Annotated in this window: 13 protein-coding genes and 1 pseudogene; 9 read left to right on the top strand and 5 right to left on the bottom strand. The window is 65.4% G+C overall.

Going from position 1 to position 13,709, the window contains the following annotated elements; genetic code table 11:
* The first annotated feature begins 2 nt into the window (after window positions 1–2).
* The 5 genes from HAP48_RS30095 to HAP48_RS30115 all read left to right on the top strand — a co-directional run bounded on the left by HAP48_RS30095 (window position 3) and on the right by HAP48_RS30115 (window position 5,903).
* Complete coding sequence (locus HAP48_RS30095) at window positions 3–1,409, top strand: hypothetical protein (protein WP_166203471.1); 1,407 nt, start codon at window positions 3–5, stop codon at window positions 1,407–1,409.
* A complete protein-coding gene (locus HAP48_RS30100; protein ID WP_166203473.1) occupies window positions 1,406–2,557 on the top strand; it encodes a Gfo/Idh/MocA family protein in 1,152 nt (383 codons plus the stop codon). The genes HAP48_RS30095 and HAP48_RS30100 overlap by 4 nt, the downstream gene beginning before the upstream one ends.
* Before the next feature lie 15 nt (window positions 2,558–2,572).
* Window positions 2,573–3,781, top strand: coding sequence for a dihydrodipicolinate synthase family protein (locus HAP48_RS30105; protein WP_166203475.1), 1,209 nt, complete (start codon window positions 2,573–2,575; stop codon window positions 3,779–3,781).
* The gene (locus HAP48_RS30110) at window positions 3,781–4,644 is read left to right on the top strand and encodes a sugar phosphate isomerase/epimerase family protein (RefSeq protein WP_166203477.1); all 864 of its coding nucleotides are present in this window, start codon (window positions 3,781–3,783) and stop codon (window positions 4,642–4,644) included. The genes HAP48_RS30105 and HAP48_RS30110 overlap by 1 nt, the downstream gene beginning before the upstream one ends.
* A 113-nt stretch (window positions 4,645–4,757) precedes the next feature.
* Window positions 4,758–5,903: an alpha-hydroxy acid oxidase gene (locus tag HAP48_RS30115; protein WP_166203479.1), complete on the top strand. Its 1,146-nt coding sequence runs from the start codon at window positions 4,758–4,760 to the stop codon at window positions 5,901–5,903.
* 25 nt (window positions 5,904–5,928) lie between these two features.
* Here HAP48_RS30115 and rocD read toward each other — a convergent pair whose 3' ends face one another.
* The 3 genes from rocD to HAP48_RS30130 all read right to left on the bottom strand — a co-directional run bounded on the left by rocD (window position 5,929) and on the right by HAP48_RS30130 (window position 9,202).
* Window positions 5,929–7,143: an ornithine--oxo-acid transaminase gene (gene rocD, locus HAP48_RS30120; protein ID WP_166203481.1), complete on the bottom strand. Its 1,215-nt coding sequence runs from the start codon at window positions 7,141–7,143 to the stop codon at window positions 5,929–5,931.
* 124 nt (window positions 7,144–7,267) lie between these two features.
* Window positions 7,268–7,942, bottom strand: a complete 675-nt coding sequence (locus HAP48_RS30125; protein ID WP_224496678.1) for a potassium channel family protein — start codon at window positions 7,940–7,942, stop codon at window positions 7,268–7,270.
* 144 nt (window positions 7,943–8,086) lie between these two features.
* Window positions 8,087–9,202 (bottom strand): Spy/CpxP family protein refolding chaperone, encoded by a 1,116-nt coding sequence (locus HAP48_RS30130; protein ID WP_224496679.1) that lies wholly within the window; start codon window positions 9,200–9,202, stop codon window positions 8,087–8,089.
* Window positions 9,203–9,226: 24 nt separating this feature from the next.
* Between HAP48_RS30130 and HAP48_RS30135 the strand changes: the two genes are divergently transcribed.
* Entirely contained in the window at window positions 9,227–9,508 is a 282-nt protein-coding gene (locus HAP48_RS30135; protein WP_224496680.1) for a hypothetical protein, read from the top strand.
* Window positions 9,509–10,046: 538 nt separating this feature from the next.
* On the opposite strand, the pseudogene HAP48_RS30140 reads toward HAP48_RS30135, so the two are convergent.
* Together HAP48_RS30140 and HAP48_RS30145 are read right to left on the bottom strand one after the other, a co-directional pair.
* Window positions 10,047–10,275 (bottom strand): annotated as a pseudogene (locus tag HAP48_RS30140) (aminotransferase class III-fold pyridoxal phosphate-dependent enzyme); the annotation flags it as partial.
* Between the two features lie 103 nt (window positions 10,276–10,378).
* The gene (locus HAP48_RS30145) at window positions 10,379–11,614 is read right to left on the bottom strand and encodes a cytochrome P450 (RefSeq protein ID WP_166203487.1); all 1,236 of its coding nucleotides are present in this window, start codon (window positions 11,612–11,614) and stop codon (window positions 10,379–10,381) included.
* Between the two features lie 207 nt (window positions 11,615–11,821).
* On the opposite strand from HAP48_RS30145, the gene HAP48_RS30150 reads away from it, so the two are divergent.
* From HAP48_RS30150 to HAP48_RS30160, 3 genes are all read left to right on the top strand, one after another.
* Window positions 11,822–12,355 carry a thiamine pyrophosphate-binding protein gene (locus HAP48_RS30150; protein ID WP_166203489.1) on the top strand — a complete coding sequence of 178 codons (534 nt, stop codon included), beginning with the start codon at window positions 11,822–11,824 and terminating at the stop codon, window positions 12,353–12,355.
* Window positions 12,352–12,942, top strand: a complete 591-nt coding sequence (locus HAP48_RS30155; protein ID WP_166203491.1) for a thiamine pyrophosphate-dependent enzyme — start codon at window positions 12,352–12,354, stop codon at window positions 12,940–12,942. Before HAP48_RS30150 ends, HAP48_RS30155 begins: the two co-directional genes overlap by 4 nt.
* 64 nt (window positions 12,943–13,006) lie before the next feature.
* A complete protein-coding gene (locus HAP48_RS30160; protein WP_166203493.1) occupies window positions 13,007–13,708 on the top strand; it encodes a TetR/AcrR family transcriptional regulator in 702 nt (233 codons plus the stop codon).
* Window position 13,709: the final 1 nt, after the last annotated feature.

Consider the following 13,709-nt stretch of genomic DNA (forward strand, 5'->3'; position numbering starts at 1 on the left):
CGATGACGCTTCGCCTCAGAGTCAACGATATCGCCTTCTTCGAACGACCGCTGGTGTTCGCGCGGCCGTTCCGCTTTGGCGCGGTGACGATCACGGCGTCGACGCAGCTGTTCGTGCGGGTGGAGATCGAGGTGGAAGGTAAGGGCTGGGCGACCGGCGCCAGCGCCGAAATGCTGGCGCCGAAATGGTTCGACAAGCGGCCGCACTTGACGGACGCGCAGTCGCTCGACGGACTTCGCCGCTCGCTGGCGGTTGCGCGCGAGCTCTATCTGGCGAGCAGGGGGTTTGAGACGGCGTTCGGCCTGCACGCCCGATGTATCGGCCCGCAGCTTGCGGCCTGCGCCGCGGAAGACATTCCGCAACTCGCCGCCAGCTTCGGCCCGGCCGAGATCGACAAGGCGATCCTGGATGCGCTGCTGCGCGCGGCCGGTGTCAATTTCTTCGACGGCATGACCGGCAACATCGCCGGCATCGACGCACGGTTGACGCCCGATCTCGATGATCGGGCAATCACGGGCTTCCTCTCGGCGCGCAAGCGGATTGATCGTGTCGCCGTCAGGCACACCGTCGGGATGGACGACAAGGTTGAAGGCGAGGGCGGCGTCGCTGACACCAACGAGAATGCCGGCGCGCGCTATTTCAAGCTCAAGCTGAACGGCGATCCCGCGCACGACGCGGCGCGGCTCGCGCGGATCGGCAACGAGCTCGCAAGGCTGCCTTACGGCATCAAGGTCTCGCTCGACGCCAACGAGCAGTATGCCGACCTCACCGCGCTGAACGCGTTGGTCGATCGGCTCGACCATGACGTGGCGCTGCGTCCGATCAGCGCAAACTTGCTCTACATCGAGCAGCCGATGCCGCGCGATATCACAAAGACGTCGCCGCTGGGGAAGCTGGCCACGCGCAGCTTCATCATCGACGAAGCCGACGATTCCTATGACGCGTTTCCGGCGGCGCGCGCGCTCGGCTATCGCGGCATCTCCTCGAAATCGTGCAAAGGAATCTACAAGTCGATCATCAACGCCACGCGGGCGGCCGTGTGGAGCGCGGATGGCGGCCCGTACTTCATCAGCGGCGAGGATCTGACCTGCCAGGCCGGGCTCGGCGTGCAGCAGGACCTCGCGCTCGGCGCGCTGATCGGCGTCACCCACGCCGAACGCAATGGACACCATTATGTCGACGGCTTTGCCGACACTCCGGCCGAGGAGGCCGACGCCTTCCTCACAGCGCATCCCGATCTCGACACCCGCGCGGGCGGCAAGGTCCGCCTCGCGATCCATGACGGCGATCTCCTGACGGGATCGATCGCAGCCGCGCCGGGCTTTGCCAGTTCGGTCCATCCGGACTGGTCCACCATGCAGCCGCTGCAGCGGCCAACACCACGTGTTTCGCAGGAGCAGACAGTATGACGACCAAACGTCTCGGCCTGATCATGAACGGCGTCACCGGCCGGATGGGGCTCAACCAGCATCTGATCCGCTCGATCGTCGCGATCCGCGAGCAGGGCGGCGTGCTCTTGGCGAACGGCGACCGCATCATGCCCGACCCGATCCTGGTCGGCCGCGACGCCGAGAAGGTCGCCGCATTGGCAAAACGCTTCAACATCGGGCGCCACACCACCGACCTTGATCGCGCGCTGGCCGACAAGGGCGATACCGTGTTCTTCGATGCCGCCACCACGCAGGCGCGGCCCTCGCTGCTGACCAAGGCGATCAATGCCGGCAAGCACGTCTATTGCGAGAAGCCGATCGCCACGAGCCTAGAGGAAGCCGTTGAGGTCGTGAAACTCGCGAACGCCAAGGGTCTCAAGCACGGCACGGTGCAGGACAAGCTGTTCCTGCCGGGCCTGAAGAAGCTCGCCTTCCTGCGCGATTCCGGTTTCTTCGGCCGCATGCTCTCGGTGCGCGGCGAGTTCGGCTATTGGGTGTTCGAGGGTGGTTGGCAGGAAGCGCAGCGGCCGTCCTGGAACTACCGCGCCGAGGACGGCGGCGGCATCATTCTGGATATGGTCTGCCACTGGCGCTACGTGCTCGACAATCTGTTCGGCGAGGTCGAGAGCGTGGTCTGTATCGGTACCACCGATATCCCCGAGCGCTTCGACGAGAAGGGCAAGAAGTATGAGGCGACGGCCGACGATTCCGCCTACGCCACCTTCAAGCTGAAGGGCGGCGTGATCGCGCATATCAACATGAGCTGGGTGACGCGGGTCTACCGCGACGACCTCGTCACCTTCCAGGTCGACGGCACCCATGGCTCGGCGGTGGCGGGCTTGACCGACTGCGTGATCCAGGCCCGCCAGGCAACGCCGCGCCCGGTGTGGAATCCGGACGAGAAGCGGCTGCACGATTTCTACGCCGACTGGCAGAAGCTGCCTGAGAACGTCGTCTACGACAACGGCTTCAAGGAGCAGTGGGAGATGTTCATCCGCCATGTCTGCGAGGATGCGCCGTATAAATACACGCTGCTCGAGGGCGCCAAGGGCGTGCAGCTCGCCGAATGTGCGCTGAAGAGCTGGAAAGAGCGGCGATGGATCGACGTCGCGCCGATCGTGGTCTGAGGAAAGGCAATCGCCATGAACAAGCCAGTCCTGCCCAAGCCTGCCCTGACAAACTCATCGCTGTCGCTGAAGCTGCCGACCGCTGATGGAGGCCTCGAGACCTACCGTCTGGCGGCGTCGCGGACCTTTCCGGCGAAGCTCGAGGGCACACTGAACCGCGTCGCATTCTCGGCGGCGCATGTGGTGGCCGATCCGCGCGCCGACGTCGATCCGTGGCTGACGGCTGCGATCGACTGGGACAGGACGATCGCGTTCCGCGAGCACGTCTGGGATCTCGGCCTCGGCGTTGCCGAAGCCATGGACACCGCGCAACGCGGCATGGGCCTCGACTGGGCGACTTCGCTCGAACTGATCCAGCGCTCGGTGAAGGCGGCGAAGGCCAAGGGCAACGCGCTGGTGTTTTCGGGCGCCGGCACCGATCATCTCGCGGTGGAAGACGCCAGGTCGATCGACGACGTGATCCGGGCTTATGAGGAGCAGATCGCGGCGGTGGAAAAGGCCGGCGGCCGCATCATCCTGATGGCGTCGCGGGCGTTGGCAAAGCTTGGGAAGAGCGCGGAGGACTACGCGAAGGTCTATGACCGCGTGCTGTCGCAGGTCCGCGCGCCCGTGATCATCCACTGGCTCGGCGACATGTTCGATCCGGCGCTGACGGGCTACTGGGGCACGGCCGATCTCGACAGGGCGATGGACACGGCGGTTGCGATCATCAACGCCAATGCGGCCAAGGTCGATGGCGTGAAAGTGTCGTTGCTCGACAAGCAGCGCGAGATCGACATTCGGCGGCGGCTCGATCCGCGCGTGAAAATGTACACCGGCGACGACTTCAATTATGCCGAATTGATCGCCGGCGACGACAAGGGATATTCCCACGCGCTGCTCGGTATCTTCGATGCGATCGCGCCGGCGGCGTCCTACGCGCTGTCGCGGCTGGCTGCGGGCGATGAGGCCGGCTTCCACGATGTGCTGGGACCGACGGTGCCGCTGTCGCGCCACATCTTCAAGGCGCCGACGCGGTTCTACAAGACCGGCATCGTGTTCATGGCTTACCTCAACGGCCACCAGGATCATTTCACGATGGTCGGCGGACAGGAGAGCGCGCGTTCGACCTTGCATCTCGCCGAGCTGTTCCGGCTCGCCGACAAGGCCGGGCTGCTCGCCAATCCGGAAGCCGCGACGCGCCGGATGACGACGATCCTGGCGACACGCGGCGTTGAGCCCTGATGCGCGACTTCTCCAACGATCACCGCTGGCTGTCGCTGAACACGGCGACGGTCCGCAAGCAGGGCGATCTCACAGCCATCATCGAGGCCTGCGCGCGGCATGGCATCCGCGCCATCGATCCCTGGCGCGACCAGGTCGCCGCTGTCGGCCTGGATCGCGCGGTACGCGCGGTCAAGGACGCCGGGCTCGATCTGTCAGGCTATTGCCGCGGCGGTATGTTTACGGCGGACGCCGCGCATCGCGGCGAGGCGCGTGACGACAACCGCCGAGCCGTTGACGAGGCAGCCGCGCTCGGCGCGCCCTGCATCGTGCTCGTCGCAGGCGGCCTGCCGCAATATTCACGGCCGGGCAGTGCGGCGTCCAGGGATATCGCTGCGGCACGGTCGCAGGTCCATGACGGCATCGCCGAGATGCTGGATTATGCCAAACAGGCAAAACTGCCGCTCGCGATCGAGCCGCTGCATCCCGCCTATGCCGCCGACCGCGCCTGCGTGAACACCACAAGGCACGCACTCGACATCTGCGACGCGCTCGATCCCGGCCGCACCGGCGCGCTTGGCGTCGCGCTCGACGTCTATCACATCTGGTGGGATCCGGAGCTGATGAGCCAGATCGCGCGCGCCGGCACGGACCGCCTGCTCGCGTTCCACGTCTGTGACTGGCTGGTGCCGACCAGGGGCATCCTGAACGATCGCGGCATGATGGGTGACGGCGTGATCGACATCAGATCGGTGCGCGCGGCGGTCGAGGCGCAGGGCTTTGCCGGCTATTCGGAGATCGAGATCTTTTCGAATGACTGGTGGACGAAGCCGATGGATGTGGTCCTGACGACATGCATCGAGCGGCACCGCTCGGTGGTCTGACCCAACGGGAGGTTCAGTGGACAAGGCGAAGCGTGCCCGTTATTCCGGATGCTGCGGGTGTAAACGGCACTGGGGGCCGTTGAACTCCCCGGTCCGGACCTTCGGAGCACGACATGCGTTTGAGCGATTGCCACAATTTCCATGATTTCCGCGAACTGGCGAGGCGGCGGCTTCCGGGGCCGATCTTCGATTACATCGACGGCGGCGCGGACGATGAGGCGACGCTTCGGCAGAACACCGCGAGCTTTGAGCGTTGCGATCTGGTGCCCAATGTCCTGCGCGGCGTGGAGAGCGTCGATCTCTCGGTCACCGTGATGGGACAGAAGCTGGCAACGCCGTTCTATTGTTCGCCAACCGCGCTGCAGCGTCTGTTCCATCATCAGGGTGAGCGGGCCGTCGCTGCCGCGGCGGCGAAATACGGTACGATGTTCGGCGTGTCCTCCCTCGGTACCGTGAGCCTGGAGGAATTGCGCAAGGCCTATGCCACGCCGCAGGTTTATCAGTTCTATTTCCACCGGGATCGGGGCCTCAACACGGCGATGATGCAGCGCGCCAAGCAGGCCGGCGTCGACGTGATGATGTTGACCGTCGACAGCATCACCGGCGGCAACCGCGAGCGGGACCTGCGCACCGGGTTTTCGATTCCTTTCAGGCTCACGCTCGGCGGTATGCTGCAATTCGCCATCAAGCCGGCGTGGGCGATCAACTACGTCACCCATGAAAGCTTCAAGCTGCCGCAACTCGACGAGCATGTCGACATGAGCGGCGGTGCCATGTCGATCGGGCGTTATTTCACGGAGATGCTTGATCCGGCCATGACATGGGACGACGTCGCGCAAATGGTCCGGCAGTGGAACGGCCAGTTCTGCCTGAAGGGCGTCATGTCGGTCGAGGATGCCAAGCGCGCGGTCGAGATCGGCTGCACCGGCATCATTCTGTCCAACCACGGCGGCCGGCAGCTCGACGGCTCGCGGGCGGCGTTCGATCAGCTGGCCGAGATCGTCGATGCCGTCGGCGACCGGATCGATGTGATGATGGACGGCGGCATCAAGCGCGGCAGCCATGTCCTGAAAGCCCTGTCGCTGGGCGCCAAGGCCGTCGGCCTCGGACGCTTCTATCTCTATCCGCTGGCATCGGCCGGCCAGGCCGGAGTCGAGCGGGCGCTTGGTCTGCTGCAGGCGGAGCTGGTGCGGGACATGCGGCTGATGGGGTGTTCCTCGATCAGCCAGCTCTCCCGTGCAAACTTGCGGTTCAGATAGCCGCGCGATCCTGACGAACTCGCCGTCACGAGAGGTCCTGCGTCAACGCGGCGCCGATCTGCTCCACTGCCCAATCGACCTGATCGGGCGTAATCACCAGCGGCGGGGCGATGCGGATGGTGTGGTCATGGGTGTCCTTGGCAAGGATGCCCTTCTCCCGTAGCACCTCGCAATAGCGGCGGGCAGGACCGGCTTCCGGGTGCAGCTCGACCGCGAGCATCAGCCCGCGTCCGCGCACCTCGCTGATGGTGTTGGCACGGATGCTTCGCAGGCCTTCGAGGAAGCGCGCGCCCTGGGCCGCCGCGTTCTCGATCATGCCTTCGTCGACCAGCGCGCGCAGCGCCGCGCGTGCCACCGCGCAGGCGAGCGGATTGCCGCCGAAGGTCGAGCCATGCTGGCCGGGCTTCAGCGTGCCGAGGACTTCGTTGTTCGAGAGCACCGCGGAGACCGGATAGAAGCCGCCGGACAGCGCCTTGCCGAGCAGCGTCACGTCCGCCTCGATGCCTTCGTGCTGTTCCGCCAGCAGTTTGCCGGTGCGGCCGAGCCCGGTCTGGATCTCGTCGAGGATCAGCATGATGTTATGGCCGGTGCAGAGCTCGCGGACGCGGGGGAAATAGCCTGACGGCGGGATGATGACGCCAGCTTCGCCCTGGATCGGCTCGACCAGGAAGGCAACCGTGTTCGGCGTGATCGCGTCCTCCAGCGCCCTGGCGTCGCCGAAGGGAATGATCTTGAAGCCCGGTGCGAACGGTCCGAAATGCGCGCTTGTGTCCGGATCGGTGCTGAAGCCGACGATCGCAAGCGTGCGTCCGTGAAAATTGTCGGCGCAGACGATGATCTCGGCCTCGCCATCCGGCACGCCCTTGACCTCGTAGCCCCATTTGCGCACCGACTTGATCGCGCTCTCCACCGCCTCCGCGCCGCTGTTCATCGGCAGCACCTTGTGAGAGCCGGTCAGCTCGGCAAGTTCCTCGTAGAAAGGGGCGAGCTGGTCGTTGTGGAAGGCCCGCGAGGTCAGTGTCAGCCGGCCGGCCTGCTCCACCATGGCGGCAAGGATTTTCGGATGGCAGTGGCCCTGATTGACCGCCGAGTAGGCCGACAGGCAATCGAGGTAGCGCTTGCCGTCGGTGTCCCAAACCCAGACGCCTTCGCCGCGCGACAGCACGACGCCGAGCGGCGCGTAGTTCTGGGCGCCAAACTGCGCCTCCCTTGCGATGAAATCGGTGACTGGCGGACGCATGTTTCGTCACTCCAGCTGTGCCGGCACAATGGAGGTGCCGTCCTGCATCCTATCACTGATTTGGGTATCGGCTGGCGCGGCTTAAAGGATTGCTGTGGACCAAATTCGGTCCATCCCTTGCGCGTCAGTCCTGATCGCTGTGCGTGATCTCCAGCGTCACGAGCCGCGCCAGCAGCGTCGCGGGATAAAGCTGGCCGAAGATCGCCTCGAGATTGCACAGGCTGCGTGCGATCGGATGCAGCGGGGCGACGTCGCCATAGCCGGTGGTCGTCAGCGTCATGAAGCTGAAATAGATCAGCTGGTTCGCCAGCGCCGGGCTGTCCTCCATCTTCATCCCGGAAAAGGCTTTCGGCAGCAGCGTGCCGATGAAGGTGTAGAGTGCCGAGAAGACTACGGCAACGGAGAGATAGAGCAGGACCGCACCGATCACGCGGTGATAGGTGACGCGGCCCGGCGCAAATGTCGCACGAGCCACCGTCACGGCCAGGGTGATGCCGACGATCAGCCACGAGCCCGCGAACAGATTGAGGTCGAGGATCGAGGGCGAGCGCAGCCTCAGGACCCCGCCCGTGACGATCATGGCGAGCGCAACCAGCATCGCGGTGACCGCAATTGCGCTGCCCGACATCAGGAACACGCCGCCGACCAGGAACAGCGCGAGAAACAGCTCGAAGACCTGAAACTCGAACAGGCCGAGCGCCTGCAGCGGCGCCACCACGAACATCATGATCATGATCAGGACAGTGAGCACTGTCAGCAAGGAATCGCCCCAGCGCTCGCGCGCTTCACCGATGCTCATCCAATCGCGCTTCATTCCTGCCCCGTCGCTCGGCATGGCATGATGATGCCGGTGCCAAACATTGCTGTGCGGCGGTTACAAAGGCAAGACGGGACGGCTGGCCTCGCGCGGGTGCCCGGCGGTCGAGGTCGCAGGCCAGCTACCTCAGGGGCTCGCGACCCGCTGCAGCGTATTGAATCGCGCTTTCTGCTCGCTGCTCAGCGTGGCGTAGAACGCGTCCAGTGCGGGCTCGATCAGTCTGGCGGCTTTCTGCATGGCCTCGAGCCGATGCTGCATCGCCTCGAGCCGGCCGACCGGCGTCAGCGGCACGTCGTTCGGGCAGGCCGCCTGCAGGTCCGCAATGGCTTTTGTGGTCGCATCGCTGAGACGGCCGAGCGCCTCCTTCTGCTTGCCGGCCGGACGGACCGACGCCTCGATCCGGTCGATCGGCAGTTGGGCCAGGTCGGATTTCGAATCGCCGCAATTGCCGGATTGCGTGGTCGCTTCCTGCTGCCGCGCCGCACGCTCGCCAACATGCGGGCCGAGCGTATTGAAGCGGGCCTGTTGCTCGTCATCGAGCGAGTTGTAGAAATTCTCCAGGGCGGGCCGCACGATCTTGATCGCCTCGAGTGTCGCGCTGATGCGGTTCAGCATCGACCGCAAGCGGCCGGCCGGCGTCATCGCATAGCTGTCCGTGCAGGAATCCTTGAACACACCGGCTGCCTTCGCCGCCGCGGTCTTCAGTTCGTCGAGCAGGACGCGCTGCTGGGCGCTGGGCCGGACTGCCCGCGCGATGTCGGCGAGCGGCCAAGCGGTGACGCCCTTGTCCGGTTCTCCGCAGAGCTGCTTGATCGCCTGCGGGCTCATGTCGGCGCGTTGACGGGATCGAGAGCGGCCAGCGGCCCCCGCATAGTCATCCGGGTTGATGCTGGCGTAGGCGGAATAGGGGCTCTTGGTGTCCCAGAACACGGTGTCGACGAAGTCGTCATAGGCGTAGGCCCAATAGCCGGGCTCGTAGGCATAGGACCAGAACGTGTAATCAAAGATGTCCGAATAGGCGTAAGGCAAGAACACCGGGCCCAGCCACGCCACGAACGCTGCGCGGTGGCCGCGTCGCCACGCCTTCCGGGGCGCCCAGCCGTTCTCGCGCGCGGCAAGCGCCGTCTGGCCTTGCGCACCTGCCTGCTCGCGGAAGCGCGCGGCAAATCGCTCGCGCTGCGCCGCCTGGGCTGCGACGGTGGTCGCCGCGGCGGCTCCGACCGTCGTGGTCGCCAGCCCCAAGCGCTGCTGGCGAGCAACGTCGGATTGCTGCGTGCGCTGCTCGCGTTGCAGCAGGCGGTTCTGCGCCTGCAGGGCTCGGTCATGGACGCGTTGCGCGCGCGCGCCGTCGGTCTTTTGCGACTGCAATTGCTGCACGCGTTGTTGCAGGCGATCGATCCGGGTCTGCCGCTCGGCGGTCTGGCGCGACAGCGTCTCGCGCTGCCGCTGCTGCGCCATCTGCTGGCGCTGCTGGATCAGCTGCTGATGCTGTTGCGCGCGATGGTCGATCCGCTCCGTCGGGGACGGCCGCTCGCTTACGCGCGATGAGGGGGTTTGACGCGATGGCGCGGCGATGTGCGGTGCCTGACGCTGCGGTGTCGCTCGATGGAATTCGGGCCGCGGTGCAGCGACGCGCGGCGCGGCGATGTGGGGGGCCTGGCGCGGGGCCGGGGTGGCGAAATGCGGTGCCGCGTGCGGCGCCATTGCCGGCCGTTGCGGAGGATGGAAGGCGGGTGCGGCCGGCCGAGCCATCGCTGGCGGCCGAGCCATTGCGGGAGGGGCGGCGTGTACCATCGGCGCGGAGGGGCGTGCCATCGCTGGCGGTGCGGCAGGGCGCGCCATCGCGGGCGGTGCGGCTGGACGTGCCGCGGCTCCTGGCGGTCCGCCCTTTCCATGCGGTTGGGCGAACGCGCCGCTGCTTGCGGCCAGCAGCGAGACGCCGATCAAAAACACAGCAAAGCCACCACGGCGGGGAAGCATGAGCGTAGCTCTCCGTTCATCCCGCCCACAGAGCTTCAACGCACAGACGTCCGAATCGTTCTTGTTGGTCGCGGCCGGCCTTGCGGTGTTCCGACGCAGGCAACCGTCAGGAAATGTCCTGGGTGAGGGCAGCCGCAATCCACTCCACGGCCCAGTCGACCTGATCGGCCGTGATCACCAGCGGCGGCGCGATGCGAATGGTGTGTTCGTGGGTGTCCTTGGCGAGGATGCCGCGCGCTGCAGCGCCAGGCAGTAGCGGCGGGCACCGCCGGCTTCCGGGTGTAGTTCGATCGCCAGCATCAGCCGCGCCCGCGTACCTCGCGGATCACGTTGGCGCAGACGATGAGGGAAGTGTTGTCGTTGGCCAAATTCGCGAGGGCTTGCAGGCCGGTCCGCAGTCCGTATGGGGCAAGAGCGCGTTTGCCGCACCCTGCGGACCTACAAATTCGTCTGGCATGGCACGCTGAGGAAGCCGCGGAAGCGCACCCGTCCGCCGCGCACCGGCTCGCCGTCGAGCACATAGTTCGGCAAGCGCTTGAGGAATCGCGAGATCGCGATGGCGCCTTCGAGCCGCGCCAGCGCCATGCCCGCGCATTGATGCGCGCCGGTGCCGAAGGCGAGGTGTCGGTTCGGCGTGCGCGCGACGTCGAAGCGTTCAGGATCGGGGAACTGTGCGGGGTCGCGGTTGGCAGCGCCAATGCACAGCGTGACCAGCGTGCCGGCCGGCAGCTTGATGCCGCCGAGCTCGGTTTCCTCCACGATCATGCGGTTGCCGAGCTGGTTCGAGCTTTCGTAGCGCAGCATCTCCTCGACCGCGGTCTTGATCAGCTCGGGCTGCGCGATCAACCGCTGCTTCTCCTCGGGATATCGGCTCAGCGTCACCAGCCCATTGCCGATCAGATTGGTCGTGGTCTCGTGGCCGGCATTGAGCAGGAAGATGCAATTGTGCAGCAATTCCTTCGCGGTCAGCCGCTCGCCATTGTCCTCACCACTACCTTCTCCTCGGATCAGCCGGGTCAGCACATCGCGCTCGGGATTGCCCGGCTTGGCGCGGCGGCGTTCGACCAGGGTTTCGAGATAGGCGAGGAAATCCTTGACCGCATTGTTGCCGCGGTCGAACGCCTCCTTGCCGATCACCGGCTCCAGCGCCCCCAAGATCGCCAGCGACCAGTCGCGCAGCGGCTCGCGTTCGTCGTGCGGCACATCGAGCAGATTGCCGATCACCTCGACGGGAATGGCAGAAGCGAAATCGCCGATCAGTTCGACGCGGTCTTTGGTCTCGATCCGGTCGAGCAGGCTGTCGACCAGTGCGATCAGGTCCGGCTCCATGCCGGCGATCGCCCGCGGCGACAATGCGCCCATGATCAATCGGCGCACCCGGGTGTGCGCCGGCGGATCGTTGAAGACGAGGCTCGTCGTGTGGTGCTCGTAGAGCAGCGAGTTGCCGTATTTCGGCAAGAACTCTTTCTTCTTGTCGGAGGAGAACGCCTTGGTGTTCTTGTAGGCGGCGATCAGGTCGTCGTAGCGGGTGAGAAAATAGCAGCCGTTCGGCAGCCGCTTCACCGGCGCGGTCTCCCGCAGCGCCCGATAGGTCGGGTAGGGGTTGGCGTAGAAGTCCGGCGTCAGCTTCTCCAGGTCGAAACCGTCAGCCAGCTCTCGCGCGTGCCCGTTCATGGCGGAAATCCAACGCTTATTAGTTTCATTTGCAACTATCGTAAGCCGCGGGCGGCGGCCGCGCAACACAATTTGCAGGCCGCGGGAACAGCGCGGCGGCCGCGATCCGATGCGAGTAAATCGCAGAGCCATATGCGGTTTTGCGCTTTGATGAAGCGCGCGCGCCCCACTACAGTCGCGGCCAAACAATAGAGACCGGAAACGCCGATGCATGCCCGTGCCGAGACCGCGGCCTCCTGGCCCGAGGAGATTTTCTCGATATTGCAGCGCTTCGAGGTGCGCCAGGTGCCTTACGTGCCGGACGCCGGGCACTCAGAGCTGATCGAACGGGTGCTCAGTTCGTCCTCGATGCGCGGCATTGCGCTGACCACCGAGGAGGAGGGCGTGGCGCTGCTGGCGGGCGCCTGGGCCGGCGGCCAGCGCGGCGTGCTGCTGATGCAGTCGAGCGGGGTCGGCAATTGCATCAACATGCTGTCGCTGGTGCAGATCTTCCGCTTGCCGTTCCTCACACTGGTGACGATGCGCGGCGAATGGGGCGAGTTCAATCCGTGGCAGGTGCCGATGGGTTCGAACACCCAAGGGATTCTCGAATTGGCGGGGATCAAGGTGCTCCGCGCCTCGCATCCAGATGAGGTGCGCGAAGTCGTCGAGGCCGGCGCCGCGCAAGCCTACAACGCTTGCACGCCGACCGCCGTGTTGCTGTCGCAGCGCCTGATCGGGGCAAAGGTTTTCACCAAATGAGCAAAGCCAATCTCCTGGACCGCCGCGCCGTCGTTTCCGAACTGCTGAGGGATCGCAAGGGCGCCTTCGCCGTCGGCGGCCTCGGCGCCTCCACCTATGACATCGCCGCCGCCGGCGACCACGACCGCAACTTCTATCTCTGGGGCGGCATGGGCGGCGCCGTCATGATCGGGCTTGGCCTTGCACTGGCCCAGCCGACGCTGCCGGTGGTCGTGATCACCGGCGATGGCGAGATGCTGATGGGGATGGGGAGCCTCGCGACCGTCGGGCTGCAGCGGCCCAAAAACCTCTCGATCATCGTGCTGGACAACGAGGCCTATGGCGAGACCGGCGGCCAGTCCAGCCACACCGGCGGGCCCGCCGACCTCGTGGGTGTTGCCAAAGCGTGCGGAATCGGGGATAGCCGCTCGATCAGCACGATGGCCGAGGTCGAGGCTTTTGCTTCGTCTTTGCAAGACGTTACGGCGGGACCGCGGTTCGCCAGCGCGAAGATCGACGGGGCCAATCTGGAACGCGTGCTGTCCAGCCGCGACGGCACCTACATCGTCAACCGCATCCGCGGGTCTGTCGGCCACACTCCAATTTAAAGTGGCTTTCGCGGTGCAGTAGAACCTTGACTTTTGGTAAAGTGAGTGATTACTCACGACCCAAATGTCTACTTTACGCATGACGAGTGACTTGCGGCGTCAGTTGATCCTGAGCGCTGCAAAGCGATGCTTCGCCCGGAACGGCTTTGCCGGCACCACGACCAAGAGCGTGGCGGCCGCGGCTGCCATTTCGGAAGGGCTGTTGTTCAAGCACTTCCCGTCGAAGGCGGCGCTCTACGCCGAAATCCTTGCCGAAGAGTGCGAGGCCGATCCCGACCTCGCACATCTGCTCGGCCAGGAGCCCTCGACCGCGACGCTGGTCGAACTGGTGCAGGGCATGGTCGGCCACTTCATGCAACTGCGGGATGCGCCGGACCAGGAAGAGGCGCAGCGGATGCGGCTGATGGTGACGAGCCATCTCGATGACGGCGAGTTTGCGCGCCTGCTCTACGACAAGGTCGGCAAGCTGATCGGTCCGACCTTCGCCGCCTCGCTCGAACGGGCGATCGCTGCCGGCGAGGCCACGCAGATCGGCGACCAGCCGCTCAACCTGTTCTGGTTTGCGCACCACACCGTGCTTATGAGCGCGCTGACACAGCTGCCCGCGACACCATGTCTCCCCTACGGCGATGCCGCCGCGGCCGAGCGGCAGCTTTGCCAATTCATCCTTCGCGGCATCGGACTTACCGAGGCCGCAATCTCAACTCATTTGGGCCGCCAGCCGTCGCCGATCGCAGGACCGTCGGTAACTGCAGAAAGTGCATGAC

Origin of the sequence: Bradyrhizobium septentrionale (genome assembly GCF_011516645.4) — a bacterium.
GTDB classification, from domain to species: Bacteria; Pseudomonadota; Alphaproteobacteria; order Rhizobiales; family Xanthobacteraceae; genus Bradyrhizobium; species Bradyrhizobium septentrionale.